Here is a 21,940-nt window from a genome sequence, read left to right as displayed (position 1 = left end):
TACAATTTGTTAACAAAAAATAATGATATGCAAAATATATATGAAGAAAGTTTTACGCGAAATATTGGTGTTATCTCTGTAGAGGAGCAGGAGAAATTAAAAAATTCTCGAGTTACTGTAGTTGGAGCAGGGGGCGTAGGAGGAATTACAATTATCCAATTGGCGCGAATGGGTGTGGGTTCTTTACATGTTATTGATCAAGATGTATTTGAAGCAAGTAATATCAATCGACAAATGCTAAGTTCCATCAGTAAATTAGGACAGCGAAAAGCAGAGGTCGCTTTAGAAATTTTGCAAGACATTAATCCATTATTACAAGTAGAGATAACAAAAGAATTTGTTACCGAGGACAATGCATTAGAACTTCTAACGAATACAGATGTCATTATAGATGCAACTGATAATTTAGTAGCGAGAGTAATTATCCATCGTACAGCTCAGAAACTAGGAATCCCTTCTATTTGGATTGCAGTTACCCCCCCTTTTAGAGGTGGCGTCATGTCTTTAACTCCTAACTCTACGCCCTATGAAATTGCGTTAGGATATCCATCTTATCAACAAGAGCTAACACCAGAAATGCAGAATAAAATTCATGAGTTAAAAGATGGACGTGCTCTTCATTCTGTCAAGCATGGTGCGGATGAGAAATGGGCAAATAGTTATGTGCAAAAAGATCGCCCATGGTCGGTACTGTCTCCTGTTGCGAATATCATAGGCATTCTAGCAAGCTTTGAAGCATTTAAATTTATAATAAATCGAGAAGACTTAAAACCTGTAATAAGTCCAAATTTAATACAAATTAACCTTGCAAATCAAAATATGGTACATGTGTCTGTACCTGAAAATGATAGTTGGGATTATACAACATTATAGATGAGGTAAGAGAATATGCTTCCTTTTTTGTTACTGGGGATTATTGTTACACTCGCTCTGCTTGTTAAGGATTATGCGCTAGCTGGTGCGGCTTGTTTATTAGGAGTTTTACTTACTGTTGGACAAAAAACTTTATTACATCTTATTCAACAATATTCTTTTCCAATTGGTATTTTCTTTCTGATGCTATTCCTTTTAGTACCAATCACATCTGGAAAGATTACAAGTGAAAACGTAATAAAATTAATTACCTCTCCTATCGGATTAGGATCCATTCTAGCAGGTTTTACTGTGTCATACATAGGAGGAAAAGGTGTAGGAGTTCTACCTATGAATCCTACAATATTGTTAGGTGTCTTAATAGGTACTCTTATTGCCGTATTATTTACAAAAGGATTACCAGCCGGATTAATTATTGCGGCGGGAATCATAGCTATCATTTCTATGAAATGAAAGGAATATTCTAAATGAAGATAAAATGGACATACATTAGTTTAGTAGGGATTTTTTTGATAATACTTATGTCTAGTTGTTCTAATAGCAAAGAAACTTCTCAAAATGATCAAACTTCTAAAGTGGTAAAACAAGAATTAGGAATTCAGCAAGGAGAAGAAAAATTATTTTTACTTCATAAAAACTTAAATAATAAAAAACAGTATACATCTGATGAAATTATCTTATTTTTAGAACCATTTAGTGTACCTACAGCTCAAGCATTTGATGTACCAAAATTTTCGTGGATGGATGAGTATGCCAGAAAAGGGTATGATACTTGGGCTATGGATTTCAGAGGGTTTGGTCGTTCTTCTCGCCCTAAAGAAATGTCAGATCCTTTTTCCAAAAACCGTCCGGTTATTCATTTGAATGATGCAACTAAAGATCTAGAGACAATTGTAAATTGGATTAAAAAGAAGAGAAACGTAAAAAAAATTCATATTGTTGGATGGTCATATGGAGGCGTTGTGGCTGGAAATTATGCAATATCCCATCCTCAAGATATTAATAAACTTATTTTATATGGGTATATGCATGGGTTCACACTTCCTATGATGACACAACCTTTCGAAAACCCACTACAACCTAATCAGTTTAATCCTGAAGCACCAGCTTATCAAATCGTAGACTTTGATAAAGGAATGCATCATTGGTATATGATGATGGGAAATAAAAAAATTGTTACAAACGAAGCAATGGATGCCGTAAAACAAGTTTTTATTGATTCAGATCCTATGAGTAAGAAAAATAATCAAACAATTCGCCGACCAGTTGGTCCACTTGAAGATTTATTTTATATTTGGAAAAATCAGCCTCTATATGATGTATCTAAGATTACCGCTCCATTACTTGTCATTTACGGGGAAGATGACATATTTGCAGACCGAAATATGATGTCAAAATTAACAAGTGCAAAACAAAAAAAAGAAGTAGTAATCCCCGATGCAACACACTGGGCTGTTTATGAAAAGAATCGTAATACCCTATTCGAACAAACATTAAACTTTATAGAAGCGAAAGAAGGCAGACAGGAATGAAAAAGGGTTTAACAATATTAGATGCTACCTTACGTGAAGGAGAACAACAATGTGGTATTCGTTTCTCTAAGGAAGACAAAATTACATTACTTCACATGTTAGAGGAATTTGGAGTAAGTCTTATTGAAGTTGGACACCCTGGTATCTCTGAAGAAGAAGAAGAGATTTGCCGAGAAGTTGCAGCATCTGCAAAGCACGCCGAAATACTTATGCATGCTCGGGCGAAAAAAGAAGAAGTTCATGCGGCTTATCGTGCTGGTGCCGATTGGATAGGAATTTGGGCGTCTATTAATCCTATTTCTTTACAAACAAAATACACCAATCGATCAAAAGATTATGTTATTAATCAGGTGAAACAAGCTATTGAAGAAGCAAAATCTTTAGGAATGAAAATCCGTTTTACTATTGAAGATGCTTCACGAACGGAATGGGAAGATATCGCCTACATTGGACAGATTGCACATATAGCTGGAGCAGATCGAATCAGTTTAGCAGACACTGTAGGAATTTGGGAGCCAGGTCAGTGTGCGACAATCGTGAAGAAATCTGTTGAGACATTCCCTTGTGAGATTGAAGTTCATCTTCATAATGATTTAGGATTAGCCATGGCAAATGCTCTTGCTGCAATCGATTCGGGGGCATCTGTCATTGATGCTACATTATGCGGAATAGGTGAACGTGCTGGGATTGTTGATTTGCTAAATTTATCAGTATTTTTATCTCAAAAGCGTAATCTACAGTGCTTTAAACTACAGATGATTCCTGAATTAACGCAATCTCTCCAATTAGCTACTGGTTGTCAAGTAGATCATTGGAGACCGATTATTGGAAAGAATATATTTACTCATACTGCATCCTATCATATAAAAGCTGTTCAGCAGAATTACTCAGCATACGAGGGTATTCAACCTGAAATGTTAGGAAGAGTAAGGAACATACAACAAAAACGTATAGAAAGAAAAGGGCCTCGGCTTTCAAAGTCTCTCCGAGTTAGTAAACCATTTGTAAAAGGAGCATCTGAGCTTTTATATCATAGTGATGGTCCAGGAGAGCGTTGGGTACAGATGGATTATAGAACTGATGAACGCGCTTCATTTTATGTAATACAGCGTGTATTTTACGATGCACAGATGGAGGATAGCTTAGAAGGACATGTAGATGTTCATGCACATCATTGTGATAGTGCTTTTATTTTCTGGGGGAACAAAATAGATGGTACAGGCCTTATATGTGAAGTAGAAATTGAAGGAGAATCTAAAATCATTGAGAGCCCTGCATCCGTTTTTATTCCAGCCGGTTTAAAACATAGGTACAAGTACCTTTCGGGTACAGGAACCTATACGAATATCGTACTAGCACCTAATTATAATTCTAGTTTGTTAGAGGAAAACTCATCAAAAGTGTTTGTATATTAATTAAATATAAAAAAGTTTTTATTTTTGTTATGATGATGTTTTAGTAAACCATTTGACTGATAAGAGTATAAGCAGTCTCAATGTTCTTTATGTAAAAAAATAAAAAACAGATAGGATTCAATGTGTTCTTTGGATTCTATCTGTTTTTTGAATGGCCCCAAAAAGAAAGAATCGTTGCCGTGCCCTCCTTATTTGGTTGGCGCCATCCCTTCTAGTCTGGTGGAACTTTTTATTCACATAATTCCTGTTATCGGTAGTATCCCAAAAAGCTAACTACTTATTATTTTTCAGATAAGTAGTTAGCTTTTTCGTTTTGGGGGCACTTTAAAATATTAGCTTGATAGCGATGGGGTAGCACCACACATCCATCAACTTAAGGATTTAGACTATTCTTAAACTTAAAAGCACGTTACTATTCTCTTATGTTAATGAGAAAGGGTGACGTGCTTTTTATGAATATGCATCAAAAACAAGAGCTGTCTTTATTTGCCGAAGAGTTATATCGATATATGTCTCCCGCTACACTTAATCAATTAGCTATAGAAGCAGGTGGAATGAAACGAAAACGTAAGTGCCATGGGCACCATTTTTTATCTTTGTGTGTATGGTTAAATCAACAAATCGCTACAACCTCTCTTACTCAACTTTGTAGTCAATTAGAAACTTCAACAGGAATTTTATTAAGTCCTGAGGGACTGAATCGACGATTTAACTCGGCTTCTGTAGCCTTCTTTCGAAATGTATTTACTACACTTCTACAAGCTAAAATTGGAGGATCATCTACAATTTCTCATTCTCTTTCTGCTTACTTTGAGCGGATTCGCATCCTTGATTCTACAACCTTTCAAGTTCCAGATCGATTCGCAGCTACTTATCCTGGTGCCGGAGGCTGTAGTCATACAGCTGGTGTGAAAATTCAATTAGAGTATGACTTGTTGAGTGGAGAGTTTTCTGATGTGAAAATTGAACCAGGAAAACGAAGTGATCAGGCATATGGGGCGACTCGAATGGACATGACACAAAAGAATGAACTATATATTCGTGACTTAGGGTATTTTCGTTTACAAGACTTTAAATCGATCCAAGATAAGGAAGGGTATTATTTATCGCGTCTTAAATTACCAACTAAAATATATAGAAAAGAATTCGAAACAGTGGTATTTAAAACAAAACCTGCTCAATTGAGACCGGTATATATACAAATTCATTTGGAAGACATCATGAACCAATTACAACCTGGCCAAGTGTATGAATTACATGATGTATATGTAGGGAGCAAAGACAAACTACCCACTCGCATTGTGGTTTATAGATGTACAGAGGAGCAAAAACAGAAACGTCTACATGATCGAGCTATTCGCGAAAAGAAAAAAGGGATTACATATACAGAGCGTACGAAACTTTTACAAGGAATTACGGTATATATGACAAACATTCCTACGGAATGGGTACCGAAAGAGAAAATCTATGATTTATATTCACTGCGTTGGCAAATTGAGCTGTTATTTAAAATATGGAAATCTTGGTTTCGAATTCATCGTTGTAAATCTATTAAACAAGAGCGATTAGAATGCCACCTTTATGGACAACTCATTAGTATCCTATTATGTTCTTCTACTATGTTTAAAATGAGAGAACTCCTGTTACGTAAGAAACAGAAAGAACTAAGTGAATATAAAGCGATGTACATAATTAAAGATTATTTCTTACTTTTTCATCAAGCACTACATAAAAACACCCAAGAATTATCAAAGATTCTCCTTCGTCTGTTTAACCTCCTACAGCGAAACGGACGAAAATCTCACAGATATGAGAAAAAAACAGTCTTTGATATTTTAGGTGTTGTGTATGAGTATACCACTTCTGCCCATCAGGTAGCATAGCGAAAAATTTGAAACCCGTCAGGGTTTATTTGATGTGCCTACTTTTATAACATCTATAAAAGATAATAAAAAACTACGTGGAAAGACCGCATTTTGTATAAAAATATACGTTAAGTTGATGGATGTGGGGTAGCACCACATCGCTATCAAGCTAAGGTTAGGAAAGGTCAGTTTCAGAAGAAATTTTTTTCTTTTTCTAAAAATCAGTGTAGATCATTGGAAATTTTGCATATCAAATAAACCCTAACGGGTTTCACTTTTTTTTATTAAGCTGTTTGATTGTCCGACATGGTACAATTGTAAACGACACCTAATATATCAAAGACTGTTTTCTTCTTGTATCGATGAGATTTCCGTCCGTTTCGCTGTAGGAGGTTAAACAGACGAAGAAGAACCTTTGATAATCCTTGGGTGTCTTTTTGCATTGCTCCAAACAGAAGAAAAAAATAGTCTTTAATCATATATATGGCTTTATATTCACTCAGCTCGTGTTTCTTTTTTATGAGAAGTAACTTCCGCATTTGAAACATAATAGAGGAACAGAGTAGAATGGCAATCAGTTGCCCATACAAATGGCATTCCAATCGTTCTCGTTTTATCTTTTTACAATGATGAATGTGAAAGAATGATTTCCACGTTTTAAATAAAATTTCGATTTGCCAACGTAAAGAATACCAATCATGTACTTGTCCCATCGGGACAATATCTGTAGGGGTATTTGTCATATATACATTGATACCACTGAGCCGTTTACTACGAGGAGAATACTTCATTCCTTTCTTCTTTTCTCTTACAGCTTGATCTTGTAATCGTTTTTTTTGTTGTTCTTTTGTTAGTCGATGTACAATCACACGAGTTAATACTTTATCAGTCATTCCTACATAGGCTTCGGATATTTCACATGTTTGTCCTGGCTGAAGAGAGTTCATTAAGACCTCCATATTTATCTGTATATACTCTGTACCTTTCTTAATTCTTCCATCTTGAAAGTAATCAGGGGTGGGATTTTTTTGATAAATACGTGTATTCGACTTGATACGAGAGATATAGTAAGCTTTTTTATCTTGTATATGTTGAAGATCTTTCAAATGAAAATAACCTAAATCTCGGATACATAAATCATTCGCTGTTATAGTTGGGACACACAGAGAACCGTAGGTTCGATCATGTTGTTTACCTGGACCTGTATGAATATGTAGGAACTGTCCGCTTAATAGGTCATACTCAAGTTGAATTTTCATCCCAGCTGTATGACTGCATCCTCCTGCACCTGGATAAACGAATGAAAAGATATCTGGAAGTTGAAATGCGGTAGAATCCAGGATCCGAATACGCTTGAAAACAGAAGTGAATGGAGAAGAAATCGGTATAAATGAAGCTAATTTTTGGTTTAGAAGTTCAGCTAATATGTGTTGTAAAAATTGAACGGCCGCTTTATTAAATCGTTGATTTAGTCCCTCGGGACTGATGAGAACTTCTGTTGACGCTTCTAAACAGCTAGATAGCTGAGTTAAAGAAGTCGTAGCAACATTTTGACTCATCCATACACATAAAGCAACTAAATCTTTGGCTTGGTACTTACTTGTTCGTTGCACAAAGCCAACATCTCTAGCAAGATTTCGTAAGATATTAGGGGATAAAAAGCTTTGAATTTCTTGAGCAAATAGTTGTAATTCATCTGATACCGAAACAGACATATAAAACCATCATCCTTTCCTATAATTCTATATAAAGGATAACGTTTTTTTGTGTTCTTGTGACGATATTTTATAAGTGATTTTATTTTAGAAAACGACGTTGACTCTCTAGTTACAGGAGACTTTATAATGAAAAAGAAGAGAGGGAAGAATAAATGCAAACTTATTATACAATTGGTGAAGCTGCGAAAATGGCTGGAACAACTGTGCAAACTGTTCGGTATTACAGTGACATAGGATTATTGCAGCCTGTTTCCATTAAAGAGAGCGGTTATCGTTTATACTCTCCAAAAGAAATTTGGCAACTAAATATGATTACCACCTTACGTTCACTCGATTTTTCTTTGACGGACATTGCCAAATTACAAGAGGGGGAGGTTCCTGTTCACCAAGCAATAAAGTGGCAGTTAGAAGCGGTGAGACATCAAAAAATCCTCTATGAAAAAATGGAACAAACGTTAGAGAAAGCATCTCATATAGAAGATCCAGAAGAATCCCTTGCATTTATGCAAAAGATTGTAGAGGTGATGAAACAAAGTGCAGAAACACGGAAAGAATACTTGATGCAAAAGGTTCGTGAAAAATTAGATGAACAAATAGTCCCCCCTGATTGGTTTCAGCTACTTTTTTCAAACATTCATCAATCTATAGGAACCTTAGAGGATATCTCAACCGAACAAGCTGTCATCTGGCATAAAATCAAGGAATTATGGGATGCTCCTGAATTTGTTACGGAGTTTCAAGAACATCTGTCTCCTTTTACTGAAAAACTAAACAATACTAAAATCCAAAGTAGTTACTACTATCAAGTATTAAACCAAATTCTATTAGAGGTTATAGATTGCTTGGAATCGAATGTTGCCTACACTGATACAAAAATGCAATCTTTGGTTATCACTTTGTTACAGACATTAGCAAATATGCTCCAAACGAAATATTCTACTAATTTTGTTCAAAACATGTATCCAACCATTCAATACTTTACTTCTAAGAGAGGAAAGCAATTTTATGTATTGTTATCAGAGTTTAATCCCGACTCAAAAAAATACCAAGAGGCTTGGGATCATATCTATAATTGTTACTTCTGGATGCTAGAACATGAAAAGTTTATCTTTATAACAAAGGAGGAGTAATAGTGAGAAAAACTGTTATGGTAAGTAAACAGATAAGTACAGTATTAGGAGAACCTTTCTTTATAGAATTTAGTGGATTAGAGTCAGGGCAAAATATACGTATTGATGCAAAAACCAAAGATAGTGCAAATCGAGTTTGGAAATCTTGGGCAACCTGGCAAGCGGATATAAATGGAGAACTAAACATAGCAATTAACATACCTAGTGAGGGGTCCTATCAAGGGATAGATGCTTATGAGCTTATTTATGGAATGGAGCTCGTTGAGCCGTCTTTTCCACCTTACTTTCTACAAGATGAAATGCAAAAACTAACCATTTCTTTGTGTATCACTCTAGAAGATCAAATTCTTGAAGAAATGGATATCACATTTGACTTATACCAAACAGACGTAACTCAAATAGAGATACAAGAAAATTTTTCAGGAAAATTCTTTCTTCCCAAAAAATTAAAAGGTTCACTTCCTGCAGTTCTTGTATTGGGAGGATCTTTAGGTGGTTTCAGCTGGTCAGAGCAAGTAGCTAATTATTTAGCTTCTCATGGTTATGCTGCACTGGCTGTCGCATACTTTGATTGGAATGGATCACATTTGTTACCCAATCAGTTAGCAAATGTACCATTGGAACCATGTTTAGACGCAATGAAATGGTTAGCTAATCATTCCACAGTAGATCCTAATAAACTTGGTATCATTGGCTATTCTAAAGGAGCAGAATTAGCATTACTCCTTGCTTCAAAATTAGAAAAAACTGATCTTCAAGCTTTAGTTACATTATCCCCTAGTTCCCATATATTTGCTGGATTTTCCATGGAAGAAGCGCTCAACACATCTTCGTGGAGTTATCAAGGGGTGCCTGTACCTTATCTTCCTTATCCGAAGACAAATCACCCTCTCTATGAAACTAATCTCTATCATTTACATAGCGAAGCGATAAAACAATCCTCTCAGGAAATATGGGAACAAGCTAGAATTTCCGTAGAAAAAATACAATCCCCTATGTTAGTTGTCACAGGTATGAAAGATTCAACTTGGCCATCAGTGGAAATGGTGGATACTATAGAAGCCCAAACTTCTTCAAAATTGATAAAAAAAGTAATACTACAAGAAGCCGGACATGATTTTACTCTTCCCTATTTGCCAATTGTTACAAACAATGATAATTTGCAAAAGAAAGAGATTGAATTAGCTAGACGAAAAACATGGGATAATGTACGAGAGTTTCTGAAACAAACATTATAAAGAATAAGTAATAAAGCCTATTTAGGTGTAAGTATAATAAATGTAAAAAAATGTATGGGTAATTTCCATTTAATCTTTAAAAAAATATACTATTCCTTCTGAATTGGTATGTATGGTGACCTCAATTAAAAGAATAGTATATTTTTTTCTTCTTGGGGGGAATTCTTTTTCTTAGCTTGATAGCGATGGGGTAGCACCACACAATAGCAAAGGCAAAACATATTACGTTACTGCAAATGAAGCCTATGTATATGTGAAATGATTTTTAAAACCATCTCCTTTTAGGGGACGGTTTATTTTATCAATGAATATACTATATTAAGAAATTTAAGAGGTGATAATAATTGGATTATTTAATTGAATTAAATCAGTGGGGCATAAAAGAAGGGTTACCTACTAAACCCTATGTAGATGCAGATTATATACAAGCTGATAAGAATATTCAGGGGATAAACAATGCGTTACAATTTGCAGCATCTAATAATTACTCTGAAGTTATTCTTCCAAAAGGCAATTACGCTCTATGTTACCCACGTGAGATTGTTATGGTTTCCGATTTGGATTTTAATTTAAATGGATCAACATTAAAAGTTATATACGATTCTAATAAAAAATCGCCATTTGACAATAGAACAACTACTGATTATTACAACTTCAAAGGGAATAGTATCGTATTTAGTAAAGTCACCAATTCTAATTTATTTGTTGGAACAATAATTGGATGTAGGGACGACAGAAGTTTCTCTAATCCTTTAGAAGTAGCAATGGAGCATACGTATGGTATTCTCTTTCAAAAAAGTTCAAATTATTGTTCTGTGAAAAATTGTAAGGTTCGCGATTATATGGGCGATAATATTTCATTTAGCTCAAACTCGATATTTGATTATGGAGAATTTGATCAAGGTCTTACTTTGAGTACCTTAGATTACAACACTGGACAACCTATTCCTTCTACGAATACACTCACAACAAAGATGTTAAACATACCTCAAGATTTAACACCAAAGATTACTTCCTTTCTTATAGCTGGAGCAGGATACGCTAGAACAACAAATTTAAATAGTAAAGACTTGGATATCTTCTTTTACGATAATAACAACAAATTCATAGGGGTTATGAAGAAAAGAAGAATCTATACAGATATTTCAATCCCAGTTAACGCAATGAAATTTAGACTTCAATTTTATAATGAAAACAATGTAAATAAGAATCTGCAATATACAATTATGTTTGGTGGTATCCCTCACCATAACACTGTTGAAAAATGCGAGGTTTTTAATGGTCATAGGGGTGGTATCACTTTAGGGGGGAATTACAACGAAGTTATAAATAATAAAATCCGCGATAACGGAAAAGGATTGGTTAGGTTTTTGGATGGGAAACCTATTTTCAACGATCCAACTCGTTATTCAATAAACATGGAAGATTCATACGGAGCAAGCTGTACCATAAAAGATAACGAAATTTACGGGAGTTATCACGGCATTTTAGTTGGTTGCTATGATGTCTTAATAGAACATAATCATATTTACAATATAGACTACCTAGCGATTAATCTTTATTCCTTAATGCATGCAACTATTAAGGATAATTTCTTATACAACTGTCAAAATAACATTGGACTCATGACTTCTAATTTTAGTGCGGCATTTGTGAATATTATAGAAAATAGTTTCACAGGCGGTAATATGAATTTAACTAATGATTCGTATAGGGTTTCTTTATCTAACAATCAATACGTAAATCCTGATTTCGTTACATTGGGAGATAATTGCACATTTGATAATAATCACATTATTTTTACAGAAAATCCGACTACCACACCATGGATAAAAGCAAATAAAATAAGAAAATGTACCTTTAAATCGGTTTTAACACAAAGAGAGATGACGTTTAAAGTTAAAGAATATGATAGTTGTAAATTCGAAAATCTACGAGTCAGATCAGAAAACCCTAATACTCAAAATGTAGACGTTTGTGAGTTCACAAGGTCAGAACTTCTTAATTGCGAGTTAAGAAATCATTTGTTTAGTGGGCGTCCAATGAATATTAGAGTTACTAAATCAAAACTTATAGATACAACGTGCGAAGTTGGTATTACAAATGTGGATAATCAAGTACCATACACTACACTGGAAGACTGTGCTATCTCCATTAATACGAAAAATAATTTATTCTTATCTGATACAAATCGTCCATATACAACTTATATAGTAGAGAAATGCAATGTTACTATTGATAATCCAGCATTCGCTGCTCTCTTAGCTTCAGGGGCAGCAGCGGGAGTAAACGAGTTAATTTTAAAAGACAATGGATTTGTTTATACAGGAACAGCACCATTGAATTTAAAATATTACACAAATAAAAATCATATTCGTAACTTTATCAATTCGAATAACACCTTTACAAATATCAATTTACCTGCTGCGAATTAAAGCTGGCTCTTTCGAGTCAGCCCTTTTTTATTCTACATCCACAAGTTCATTAAGTTTAAATTCTGTATTCAATCCAAATGCATCCGTGTAGTATACCGTTTATGTTCTTATGCATGTGGGGTACCGCCAACATCCATCAACTTAAGGTATCTTTTTATACAAAATGTGGTTTTTTCACGTAGTCTTTTATTATCTTTTATAGATAGCCTAAAAGTAGGCACATCAAATAAATCCTGACGGATTTCAAATTTTCCGCTATGCTACCTGATGGGCAGAAGTGGTATACTCATACACAACACCTAAAATATCAAAGACTGTTTTTTTCTCATATCTGTGAGATTTTCGTCCGTTTCGCTGTAGGAGGTTAAACAGACGAAGGAGAATCTTTGATAATTCTTGGGTGTTTTTATGTAGTGCTTGATGAAAAAGTAAGAAATAATCTTTAATTATGTACATCGCTTTATATTCACTTAGTTCTTTCTGTTTCTTACGTAACAGGAGTTCTCTCATTTTAAACATAGTAGAAGAACATAATAGGATACTAATGAGTTGTCCATAAAGGTGGCATTCTAATCGCTCTTGTTTAATAGATTTACAACGATGAATTCGAAACCAAGATTTCCATATTTTAAATAACAGCTCAATTTGCCAACGCAGTGAATATAAATCATAGATTTTCTCTTTCGGTACCCATTCCGTAGGAATGTTTGTCATATATACCGTAATTCCTTGTAAAAGTTTCGTACGCTCTGTATATGTAATCCCTTTTTTCTTTTCGCGAATAGCTCGATCATGTAGACGTTTCTGTTTTTGCTCCTCTGTACATCTATAAACCACAATGCGAGTGGGTAGTTTGTCTTTGCTCCCTACATATACATCATGTAATTCATACACTTGGCCAGGTTGTAATTGGTTCATGATGTCTTCCAAATGAATTTGTATATATACCGGTCTCAATTGAGCAGGTTTTGTTTTAAATACCACTGTTTCGAATTCTTTTCTATATATTTTAGTTGGTAATTTAAGACGCGATAAATAATACCCTTCCTTATCTTGGATCGATTTAAAGTCTTGTAAACGAAAATACCCTAAGTCACGAATATATAGTTCATTCTTTTGTGTCATGTCCATTCGAGTCGCCCCATATGCCTGATCACTTCGTTTTCCTGGTTCAATTTTCACATCAGAAAACTCTCCACTCAACAAGTCATACTCTAATTGAATTTTCACACCAGCTGTATGACTACAGCCTCCGGCACCAGGATAAGTAGCTGCGAATCGATCTGGAACTTGAAAGGTTGTAGAATCAAGGATGCGAATCCGCTCAAAGTAAGCAGAAAGAGAATGAGAAATTGTAGATGATCCTCCAATTTTAGCTTGTAGAAGTGTAGTAAATACATTTCGAAAGAAGGCTACAGAAGCCGAGTTAAATCGTCGATTCAGTCCCTCAGGACTTAATAAAATTCCTGTTGAAGTTTCTAATTGACTACAAAGTTGAGTAAGAGAGGTTGTAGCGATTTGTTGATTTAACCATACACACAAAGATAAAAAATGGTGCCCATGGCACTTACGTTTTCGTTTCATTCCGCCTGCTTCTATAGCTAATTGATTAAGTATGGCGGGAGACATATATCGATATAACTCTTCGGCAAATAAAGACAACTCTTGTTTTTGATGCATATTCATAAAAAGCACGTCACCCTTTCTCATTAACATAAGAAAATAGTAACGTGCTTTTAACTTCAAGAATAGTCTAAATCCTTAAGTTGATGGATGTGGGGTACCGCCACATCAGATACTTTAAAGGAAAACAATTCAAGTAAGCTATTATTTTAGTAGCCGCCCTGTACTACTGCAGTTTTTCTTTAAGTTATCGCGATGTTTCTGAAATGCTGAAAGAACGTGGTATTTCAGTTCACCCAACAACCATCATGCGATGGGTTCATGAATATGGAAATCTCATCTATCAAATTTGGAACTAACTTCTTCCGAAACATTGTTCCGCATTTACCAACCTGTTTATGTTTTTTTAAAACTTTGCAACAGAACCACATTGTTTTAATTAAATTTTATGTTATACTTCTATAGGCATCTGATTTTTATTCTATATAAAAGCAGGTGAAAAGCCCTTATCAAATCGATAATGGCTTTTCTATTTTTCATGAAGATCGATTATATGGCATGAGCAATAAATTTAAAGGAGAATTATAAAATGATTTTTCCAAGTAACATCAATACGTCTTATGAGTATTCAATTATAGAAATTCAATGTTTACCTAGTATTTCTACAGTACCTGATTTTTATGATAATTTTGTACTTATTTGTAGTACTTATCTTAATAAAAATGATAAAGCACATGGTCATACTACATTTGAAATTCAATCAATAAAAGAACTGTCTTATAATAATCCAAATGTAAAAAATGCTAAGAAGTTTGTATACCAAGGTGGGTCTTTGAAAATAAATGATTTTGTAACAATTACTCAAGCGGAATCAGACTATGATACGAAATTCATAGCGAGACTTTCCTATCAATATCATAGCGATCAAGAGAGGGAATATATACAAGAGCAAGATTTACTCTTATTTTCCATTTCTGAAGGGCCAAAGGGGCAATTGTCTAATATTCCTTATTTATATCTTCCTCCGGATTTTAAGAAGTATATAGAATATTATCAGGCTAAGCACGATTCTGAAGTTCTTCACACCGCTTACTCAATATTAGAACATTTCATAAAAGAACATGATTGTTCAGAATCTTTCATTAATCAATTTGAAATTTTAAAAGAAAAACAAAAGAATAAATCTCTTATCTTGTATGATAGCTTTTTACGGAATCAATATAAGAAAATTTGATTTATTTTCATAGAAACATCAAAAACCCTTTAAATATTATACAAAATACACCTATTTGTTTATAAAAATGAAGAAAATGCATAAATTCATAAAACTATATATGTATTTTGTAGTATCCTAGACCATATCTATCTAAAAGTCTTTCATAGTACATTTTTGACACTCCCACCCCTAAAGGGGCAAGCTGACATACGTCAGTGGGATTCTTGCTACCAAAGGCGAAGTCCATTTCTGGTATCGCTGACGTGCAAGATTGCGATGTGCTATCACCACTCCCATGACAGACCGTATAGGTTTATGGGCTAAGGGGCTGTTACCATACCGTACAGATTGTTTGGTTCTCCTTATGTTTTAGAGTCTTTTGCATGACTTTGAAGCCATTTTAACATGTTTTGCTACGCAAAAGCGATACTTTCATCCTATGCTTAAAGGCGGACTTAAGTCCTGCAGGGGCTTTCTCGTATCGTAAATCTGTAAATTTTAGTTAAATACCACTTGTTTAATAAACTTAGTGAAGTAAAGTTAATTACTTTAATATATTATTAGGAGAGAATTTATGAGTAAAAAACTATTAAAATCAATAACATCATTAACGATGGTAGGAGGTGCATTGTTAGGAACAAGTAGTGATCCCGTAAAAGCTGAAGTCCAGTCAGGGGGAAATTCAGTTGTATTTAATGATGTTCCCAAAAACCATTGGGCAAATAATGCCATTACGAGCTTAGCTAATCGTAATATTATCGGGGGATATGGAAATGGAATGTTTGGCCTGGGAGATAATGCTACTCGTGAACAGGTGGCAGCTTTAATTTATCGTGTGCTAGCTCCTGCTAAAAAAGGAGGCACTCTTAATAAGGACAACTCTTTTTATATTATGCAAGATGGGTCTCAGCTTAAAAATCCATATAAGGACATTAATAAAAACTCAACAATGTTCCTAGAAGAGATTCTATTTTTGACAGACATAGGAGTCTTTAAAGGGGATCAAAATGGGAAATTTCGACCAAAAGAATCATTAAGTCGTGCAGAAATGGCACAGGTCATCAAGAATGCTTTTAAAGTTCCTGTGTTAAGTAAACATACTTTTAATGATGTACCAGATAATTCATGGGCGAAGGACGCTATTAGTGCCGTACAGTCGAATAAAATTGCATCAGGTACAGGTAATGGAGGTTTTGAACCAAATAAAACTGTAACTCGTGAACAGTATGCACAGTTTTTATTTAATGCATTAAATTATATGGAACAATTTAATACACAAAATCCTGATGTGACAAAACCAAATAATGAAGGTACGAGTGTACAAACTGAGGTACAACTATTAGAAGCTTATAAAAAAGACATGAAAAATTATATTAATAATCATGAAGAAGATATAACTATAACATATAAATCTAAACAATCTAATATTAGAGAAGTTATGGATACGCTTGTTAAAGCATATGATGAGACAGTTGATTCAAATGAATACATGAAATATAACATCGCAAATACACAATATTCTATTCGTGGTATTCCAGGAGATTATGTATTTACATTAAAAATTACATACCGTGAATCAAAAGAGCAAATGAACTATGTAAAGACACAAGCAAAATCAGTTATCACTTCTATTGTTAAAGCTGGTATGGATGAACATGAAAAAGTAAAAGCGATTCATGATTATGTCGTAAAACATGTTTCTTATGATACTTCTTTCCAGGCTTATACGGCATATGAAGCTTTAGCAAACCGTTCTGCTGTTTGTCAAGGATATGCATTATTAACTTATCAATTGTTAAAAGAGGCAGGAGTAGAAGGTCATATTGTAACAGGGACTGGAAATGGACAACCTCATGCTTGGAATCTAGTGAAAATTGAGGGGAGATGGTACCATCTTGATACAACCTTCGATGATCCAATTCCAGATGTAGAAGGACGTGTAACTTATTCATACTATAATTTATCTGATGAACAAATTGCTAAAGATCACCAATGGGATCGTAATCAATTTGCGAAAGCAACAACAATCTATAATAATGAGTTAACAAATAAAATTCAGATCGGTAGCCCGAAAGCAATGGGATATCAGAAAATATTAACGGATATCAAACGCTAATGTGAATCTATGTAGTTTATTAATAAAATAAAACAATGCACAAACGGTTAATTGAGGTCTGTGTAACAATGGACCAGTACTAGATGAAAAAATAATCCCATAAACATATATGATATGGGATTATTTTTTTTATTTTATTTGTTTTGTTCATCTGATGTGTATATTTACAGCATGTAATCATTTTAACTAAATTTAGGTAATTCCTCTCTCTCCTCAATTTGTATGTAGGTGCATGGCACCAACAAATAGGTGGGAGATGAATTACTTTTTTTCATAATAAAACATACGTTTTATTGTTATCATCTAGTTATGAAGTGTCCTTTAACAAGTGATTATATAAGGTTAAGTAGACAAAGAAACTGCGAAAACCAAGAAAATCCTTCCAATCGTAAAATAATCAAGGTATCTAAAGAATCTCCATTCGTTGAATATCTAAGGCAGGAATAGTCCGAAGTAACGCCCAGCCAGATGAAAGAGTACGTTCGTCATGGAACTGAGAAGCTCCCACCTCTAAGCGTTAGCATAGGTGGTGAGTAGTTCACCGAACTATATAAACTAACGAGATAGCCTAATTCATGATTAGTTCTTGTACTTGTATAGAAATAAACACGCAAGATAGGTGAATTTAGGAAGCGACCACTTCTAAACAAGCTGGAAGTGGGGATAGTTTAAGAAATTCATTTAGTCCTTATATGTGTTTTGTAAATAACGATCATATAAATCTTTTTCTAAAATACTTTGTTTATCTTGTAGTTCCTTAAATTGTTCAATGAATTCACTATCTTCTTTTGTGCTTCGACACAAAGTATAAAAAGCATCATGGAGAATTTTAGATTCTTGATGAGCATCATAGTAGTCTATGTAGGTCTTAAATTCTGGTGGTAGATAAAGATAAGGGACGTTAGAAAAAGAACCTTTGATTCCTACTGAAGTAGAAAATAGGAGTAAGTCTTTATTTTGTATATATTCCATCTCTTGATCTTTAGAATATTGGTAAGAAAGGTTTGCTATAATCTTTGTATCATAATCAGTTTTCACCTCAATCATGTTTACAAAATCATTAATCCTTAAAGTACCACCTTTGAATGCAAACTTTTTTGCTTCTTTAACGTGTGAATTATTATAAGATAATTCTTTTATAGATTGGATTTCAAATGTAGTATGACCATGTGCTTTATCATTTTTATTAAGATATGTACTACAAATAAGAACAAAGTCGTTTTGAAATTTTATTGTTTCAGAATTATAGGGTAAGCATCTAATTTCTATTATTGAATACTCACACTTACCGTTAACATTATTGGGAAAAGTCATTATTATTATAATTCTCCTTTATATTTATTTCAGGTGAAGAGTAGTTACTCTTCACTACCTTTATTTTAAATAAATTATATATTAATAGTAACCCTCAATTCCAGAAATTTATGAGGGTTCATAAAAAAGCGAGTCCATTCTATGTTAGGATTGAAGTCACTTCGTACAGCTACATTAATTTTAAGTGGCATCGAAGCTATGCATATGATGAAAAAAAGGCAACTTCACCAAAGAGTGAAATCTGCCCAAAATGAAGTTAAATTCATTCATAAATTGTTTGGATTAGCTGTTTAATCTCCTCGTTAACAGGATATTGCCGTTCTATGTTTCTAGTGAAGTATTTTCGCACCAGAACCGTTATATCAATATTGATAAATTTATTACAAAATTAGCTATAAATGATTCAAAACTCAAAAGTTTACTTTCATTTCCCCTTAAACATTGACTTTAATCTATTTTTATTGATATCCTAAAAATATATAAAAAAGTATACATTCAAATTAATGAAAATAAAGGGATTGAAAAGTAGATGAATAAAAAGCAACATTTAATTGATGTACAACCAATTCGAAGCAAAGAACAGCTCGAAGATATGAAATGGTCTCTTAAACGTCATTGTTCAGATCGTGATTATATTTTATTCCTACTTGGGATTAATACTGGATTACGTGTAAGTGACTTACTTAAAATGGAAACGAGTGAAATTTTAAAACTGAAGCGAAAAAAACGAAAAGAATTTAAAGTGAAAGAAGGAAAGACAAAAAAGGAGCGTATCATAAATATTACATCCATTTTTGAGGAAGTATTTCCATATGCTGAAGATTTAAAAAGTACCTGGTTATTTCCTTCTCGAAAAGGTGATAAGCCCATTAGTAAAATTCAAACTTATCGACAGTTACAAAAAGCCGGGGATTTTGCCGGAGTCGAATCTTTGGGTACTCATACAATGCGTAAAACATTTGGATATTGGTTTTACAAGCAAACAAAAGATATTGCTATGTTACAAGAAATATTGAATCATAGTACACCACAAATTACACTAAGATATATCGGGATTAATAAGGAAGAAAAAGATAATGTACTTGATACATTCCGCATCTAATTTAAATTAGATGTTTCTTTATTTTCGGAGATATGTTGAAATGATAATTACGTGAATTAGGTGGAGATCCATCTCGTATTTATAATCGCGCGAATGATGGGGACTTATCGTTTATTTTAGATATTACACCAGGTATAGGAACAGGAAAAGAAATTGGACAGTTAATCAAAGGTGAGAATCTGATAACAGGTAGGAAATATGGACCAGAAGATTATGGCTGGGGTACACTATCCGTTGTATCAGGTGGTACTTCACGTGTAATTGGTAAAGTTGTAGGGAAAATTGGTGATCTTGAAAAGAAAGGAAAGGCTATTGAAAATGCAACAAAAGGGACTTCAGGTATTGGATGGAGCATGCCAAGAGGTGGAGGAGTAATCAATGGTCGACAGTATACTGAGCATGCTTTAGAAAGAATGGCTCCAGATACTCTTGAAATAAGAGCAGAGCTTAATTCAAGAGCTCACGGAATGGCTGCTAAAAAGGGATATAAACTAGGTTGTGCGGAATATAACGAGCTATTTTCTAAAATTGACTTTCGTGGTATGACACCTAATGTAGTTGAAGATATTATCAAAACGGGTTCTCGTGCTCCAGCTGATACACCTGGCACATGGAAATATAGTAGAGCTTATACTTAATGATAACGGGGATGTTATTACTGCTGTTCCCGCAAAGAAAAAATAATAAAAATTTTTTTACGGTGCAGAAGGTTGGTTATAAACATTGGATATTAAATATGATGAATACGAACTATTAGAGCTATTCGAGAGTGAACCAGAAGACTTTTTGATTGAAGGTGCAGGGGTTCTAGTGCAAAAATGATTTCATAAAAATTCTAAACTGAATGTTTGTCGACAATAAAAGTAAATCATCCGAAATTCAACGCAAAAATACGTAGTTAAAGAACCAACGGCTATTAAATGTTCGGAATTAAACTCATATTTTTGTGTATATTTTGACATTATTCGAGGTTTGCACCAGAACCGAAAAAATAGATTAAAGCCTGATATTAGGTATAAAACAGGAGAGTTTGACTATTTTTATGAAACCGATAGTCTTGGAAGAATTGAAAAATTTGAAACAGACAAGTTACAATTAACTGAAAGAGAGAAGAGATTATCACATAGTAAAAATACACTAGGAAAAGTAAATGGAGAAGATAATGCTGGGCACGTAGTAGGTGATAGATTTGGTGGTTCACCTAAACTTGATAATTTAGTTTCTCAATTAGAGAAAGTTAACAAAAGTATATATAAGAGAATAGAAAATCAATGGACAACAGCGTTAGAAGAAGGGAAGCATGTCAAAGTAAAGGTTGAAATTAAATATGATGGAGTTAATTTATGAACATCAGAATTTAATATACAATACGAAATAGATGGGAAATATATTGAGCGTGATATTTTAAATTCAAAAGGAGATTATTATGAATAAAGTATTTGAAGATTATTTTAGTGAATTACAGGCAGATATGGTTTCTATATGTTTAGAATACGTAGAGGATAGAGCAAATAAAATATATATTTATTGCTCTTTTGAAGATAATGTTATAGCAAGTGACTATTTCTATAATATAAATGGAGAAATAGTAGAACGCCATAAAATAAATGACATTATGAGTAGTAATGAAGAAAAATATGATACCTCTATAGAACGACAAAAAGGTGTTGTTAGAATATTAAATAATGACATGAAGAATATGATTAGACTATGTAAAGAATATAAAAGAGAAATGCCAACAGAAATGAAATTAGTATATGATGTATTAAAAACTAGTTTGAAAGCAGAATATAAATATGATTTGGTATATTCTAATGATCCAATTAAAGAAGCAGATGATATAGCTATGGAATGGTTTAATGAGTTAAAAAAAGGAAATTAGATGTTATTTAAAAAGTAAAGGATGCTTAATTCAAGAGTATAAAGTCTTGAATAGCATCTTTTTATTTTTTTGTTACTAGGGGTTTGACAATGTTAGTCTATTTGAATAGTATAGTTAATTTGAGTCAATATCGTGGACACAAAAAAGTTAAATCTAAGCGATTTCTTTAACCAAATTTTTTATTGCTTGAGAAGTTTTATAACGGGTGTTAATATAGCTTCGCTTACAGTTATAAAATCTCTCAATGTATTGCAATAATGCTAGAATTGCTTGCTTAAACGTGACATATTGTGTGAAGTGTACTTCTTTTTTAGAATGGCGTGAAACGACTTGATACAAGTGTTATCATACGGACACTTCCTCTTTGAAATCTATTGTAAAAGGTAAGAACCTCATGAAATTGCGTCCATATAATCATACGAATATACATGAACTTAAAACGCTTGATTGTCAACAATAGACGACGAGTGATTTTTTGCGT

17 protein-coding genes and 4 pseudogenes are annotated in these 21,940 nt (G+C 33.6%); 18 read left to right on the top strand and 3 right to left on the bottom strand.

Annotated elements, in window-relative coordinates; genetic code table 11:
* Positions 1-6 precede the first annotated feature (6 nt).
* From QUF93_RS01270 to QUF93_RS01250, 5 genes are all read left to right on the top strand, one after another.
* The gene (locus tag QUF93_RS01270; RefSeq protein WP_289361145.1) at positions 7-873 is read left to right on the top strand and encodes a HesA/MoeB/ThiF family protein; all 867 of its coding nucleotides are present in this window, start codon (positions 7-9) and stop codon (positions 871-873) included.
* A gap of 15 nt (positions 874-888) precedes the next feature.
* Positions 889-1,326: a DUF441 family protein gene (locus QUF93_RS01265; RefSeq protein WP_070143922.1), complete on the top strand. Its 438-nt coding sequence runs from the start codon at positions 889-891 to the stop codon at positions 1,324-1,326.
* A gap of 14 nt (positions 1,327-1,340) precedes the next feature.
* Entirely contained in the window at positions 1,341-2,405 is a 1,065-nt protein-coding gene (locus tag QUF93_RS01260; protein ID WP_289361143.1) for an alpha/beta hydrolase, read from the top strand.
* On the top strand, positions 2,402-3,820 hold the full coding sequence (locus QUF93_RS01255) for a hydroxymethylglutaryl-CoA lyase-like TIM-barrel protein (protein WP_289375125.1): 1,419 nt from the start codon (positions 2,402-2,404) through the stop codon (positions 3,818-3,820). The genes QUF93_RS01260 and QUF93_RS01255 overlap by 4 nt, the downstream gene beginning before the upstream one ends.
* 452 nt (positions 3,821-4,272) lie before the next feature.
* The gene (locus tag QUF93_RS01250) at positions 4,273-5,703 is read left to right on the top strand and encodes an IS4-like element ISBce2 family transposase (protein WP_080019313.1); all 1,431 of its coding nucleotides are present in this window, start codon (positions 4,273-4,275) and stop codon (positions 5,701-5,703) included.
* A 266-nt stretch (positions 5,704-5,969) separates the two neighbouring features.
* Here QUF93_RS01250 and QUF93_RS01245 read toward each other — a convergent pair whose 3' ends face one another.
* The gene (locus QUF93_RS01245) at positions 5,970-7,400 is read right to left on the bottom strand and encodes an IS4 family transposase (RefSeq protein ID WP_289375123.1); all 1,431 of its coding nucleotides are present in this window, start codon (positions 7,398-7,400) and stop codon (positions 5,970-5,972) included.
* 155 nt (positions 7,401-7,555) lie between these two features.
* Here QUF93_RS01245 and QUF93_RS01240 point away from each other — a divergent pair, with 155 nt between their 5' ends.
* The 4 genes and pseudogenes from QUF93_RS01240 to QUF93_RS01225 all read left to right on the top strand — a co-directional run bounded on the left by QUF93_RS01240 (position 7,556) and on the right by QUF93_RS01225 (position 12,206).
* Positions 7,556-8,533, top strand: a complete 978-nt coding sequence (locus QUF93_RS01240) for a MerR family transcriptional regulator (RefSeq protein ID WP_289375122.1) — start codon at positions 7,556-7,558, stop codon at positions 8,531-8,533.
* A 2-nt stretch (positions 8,534-8,535) separates the two neighbouring features.
* On the top strand, positions 8,536-9,771 hold the full coding sequence (locus QUF93_RS01235; RefSeq protein WP_289375121.1) for an acyl-CoA thioester hydrolase/BAAT C-terminal domain-containing protein: 1,236 nt from the start codon (positions 8,536-8,538) through the stop codon (positions 9,769-9,771).
* A gap of 199 nt (positions 9,772-9,970) precedes the next feature.
* A pseudogene (locus QUF93_RS01230) lies at positions 9,971-10,033 on the top strand (N-acetylmuramoyl-L-alanine amidase); the annotation flags it as partial.
* 82 nt (positions 10,034-10,115) lie between these two features.
* Entirely contained in the window at positions 10,116-12,206 is a 2,091-nt protein-coding gene (locus tag QUF93_RS01225; RefSeq protein ID WP_289361141.1) for a right-handed parallel beta-helix repeat-containing protein, read from the top strand.
* Between the two features lie 255 nt (positions 12,207-12,461).
* Here QUF93_RS01225 and QUF93_RS01220 read toward each other — a convergent pair whose 3' ends face one another.
* Positions 12,462-13,892, bottom strand: coding sequence for an IS4-like element ISBce2 family transposase (locus tag QUF93_RS01220; protein ID WP_289361140.1), 1,431 nt, complete (start codon positions 13,890-13,892; stop codon positions 12,462-12,464).
* Positions 13,893-14,032: 140 nt separating this feature from the next.
* Between QUF93_RS01220 and QUF93_RS01215 the strand changes: the two are divergent.
* The 3 genes and pseudogenes from QUF93_RS01215 to QUF93_RS01205 form a co-directional block, all read left to right on the top strand.
* Positions 14,033-14,182, top strand: a pseudogene (locus tag QUF93_RS01215) (IS6 family transposase); the annotation flags it as partial.
* A 236-nt stretch (positions 14,183-14,418) separates the two neighbouring features.
* On the top strand, positions 14,419-15,063 hold the full coding sequence (locus QUF93_RS01210) for a hypothetical protein (protein WP_289375120.1): 645 nt from the start codon (positions 14,419-14,421) through the stop codon (positions 15,061-15,063).
* A gap of 556 nt (positions 15,064-15,619) precedes the next feature.
* Complete coding sequence (locus QUF93_RS01205; RefSeq protein ID WP_289361139.1) at positions 15,620-17,161, top strand: S-layer homology domain-containing protein; 1,542 nt, start codon at positions 15,620-15,622, stop codon at positions 17,159-17,161.
* Between the two features lie 681 nt (positions 17,162-17,842).
* Here QUF93_RS01205 and QUF93_RS01200 read toward each other — a convergent pair.
* Positions 17,843-18,475, bottom strand: a complete 633-nt coding sequence (locus tag QUF93_RS01200; protein WP_199710469.1) for a hypothetical protein — start codon at positions 18,473-18,475, stop codon at positions 17,843-17,845.
* Between the two features lie 117 nt (positions 18,476-18,592).
* On the opposite strand from QUF93_RS01200, the pseudogene QUF93_RS01195 reads away from it, so the two are divergent.
* From QUF93_RS01195 to QUF93_RS01170, 6 genes and pseudogenes are all read left to right on the top strand, one after another.
* Positions 18,593-18,769, top strand: a pseudogene (locus QUF93_RS01195) (IS6 family transposase); the annotation flags it as partial.
* A 235-nt stretch (positions 18,770-19,004) separates the two neighbouring features.
* Entirely contained in the window at positions 19,005-19,577 is a 573-nt protein-coding gene (locus tag QUF93_RS01190) for a tyrosine-type recombinase/integrase (RefSeq protein WP_289361138.1), read from the top strand.
* Positions 19,578-19,624: 47 nt separating this feature from the next.
* Positions 19,625-19,912 (top strand): annotated as a pseudogene (locus tag QUF93_RS28970) (pre-toxin TG domain-containing protein); the annotation flags it as partial.
* A gap of 18 nt (positions 19,913-19,930) precedes the next feature.
* On the top strand, positions 19,931-20,215 hold the full coding sequence (locus QUF93_RS28965; protein ID WP_289361137.1) for a hypothetical protein: 285 nt from the start codon (positions 19,931-19,933) through the stop codon (positions 20,213-20,215).
* Positions 20,216-20,549: 334 nt separating this feature from the next.
* On the top strand, positions 20,550-20,924 hold the full coding sequence (locus QUF93_RS01175) for a DNA/RNA non-specific endonuclease (RefSeq protein WP_289361136.1): 375 nt from the start codon (positions 20,550-20,552) through the stop codon (positions 20,922-20,924).
* 79 nt (positions 20,925-21,003) lie between these two features.
* Positions 21,004-21,459, top strand: coding sequence for a DUF600 domain-containing protein (locus tag QUF93_RS01170; protein ID WP_289361135.1), 456 nt, complete (start codon positions 21,004-21,006; stop codon positions 21,457-21,459).
* The last annotated feature ends 481 nt before the right edge of the window (positions 21,460-21,940 follow it).

The organism is Bacillus hominis, assembly GCF_030348325.1.
Classification (GTDB): domain Bacteria; phylum Bacillota; class Bacilli; order Bacillales; family Bacillaceae_G; genus Bacillus_A; species Bacillus_A hominis.
Note: the sequence above shows the minus strand (reverse complement) of the source record. Positions and strands in the feature narration are given on the sequence as shown.

Bases quoted from the DNA above. Each gene is read 5' to 3' on its own strand.
- QUF93_RS01265 (WP_070143922.1), top strand. From the start codon at position 889: ATGCTTCCTTTTTTGTTACTGGGGATTATTGTTACACTCGCTCTGCTT.
- QUF93_RS01260 (WP_289361143.1), top strand. From the start codon at position 1,341: ATGAAGATAAAATGGACATACATTAGTTTAGTAGGGATTTTTTTGATA.
- QUF93_RS01255 (WP_289375125.1), top strand. From the start codon at position 2,402: ATGAAAAAGGGTTTAACAATATTAGATGCTACCTTACGTGAAGGAGAA.
- QUF93_RS01250 (WP_080019313.1), top strand. From the start codon at position 4,273: ATGAATATGCATCAAAAACAAGAGCTGTCTTTATTTGCCGAAGAGTTA.
- QUF93_RS01245 (WP_289375123.1), bottom strand. From the start codon at position 7,400: ATGTCTGTTTCGGTATCAGATGAATTACAACTATTTGCTCAAGAAATT.
- QUF93_RS01240 (WP_289375122.1), top strand. From the start codon at position 7,556: ATGCAAACTTATTATACAATTGGTGAAGCTGCGAAAATGGCTGGAACA.
- QUF93_RS01220 (WP_289361140.1), bottom strand. From the start codon at position 13,892: ATGAATATGCATCAAAAACAAGAGTTGTCTTTATTTGCCGAAGAGTTA.
- QUF93_RS01210 (WP_289375120.1), top strand. From the start codon at position 14,419: ATGATTTTTCCAAGTAACATCAATACGTCTTATGAGTATTCAATTATA.
- QUF93_RS01205 (WP_289361139.1), top strand. From the start codon at position 15,620: ATGAGTAAAAAACTATTAAAATCAATAACATCATTAACGATGGTAGGA.
- QUF93_RS01200 (WP_199710469.1), bottom strand. From the start codon at position 18,475: ATGACTTTTCCCAATAATGTTAACGGTAAGTGTGAGTATTCAATAATA.
- QUF93_RS01190 (WP_289361138.1), top strand. From the start codon at position 19,005: ATGAATAAAAAGCAACATTTAATTGATGTACAACCAATTCGAAGCAAA.
- QUF93_RS28965 (WP_289361137.1), top strand. From the start codon at position 19,931: ATGCCAAGAGGTGGAGGAGTAATCAATGGTCGACAGTATACTGAGCAT.
- QUF93_RS01170 (WP_289361135.1), top strand. From the start codon at position 21,004: ATGAATAAAGTATTTGAAGATTATTTTAGTGAATTACAGGCAGATATG.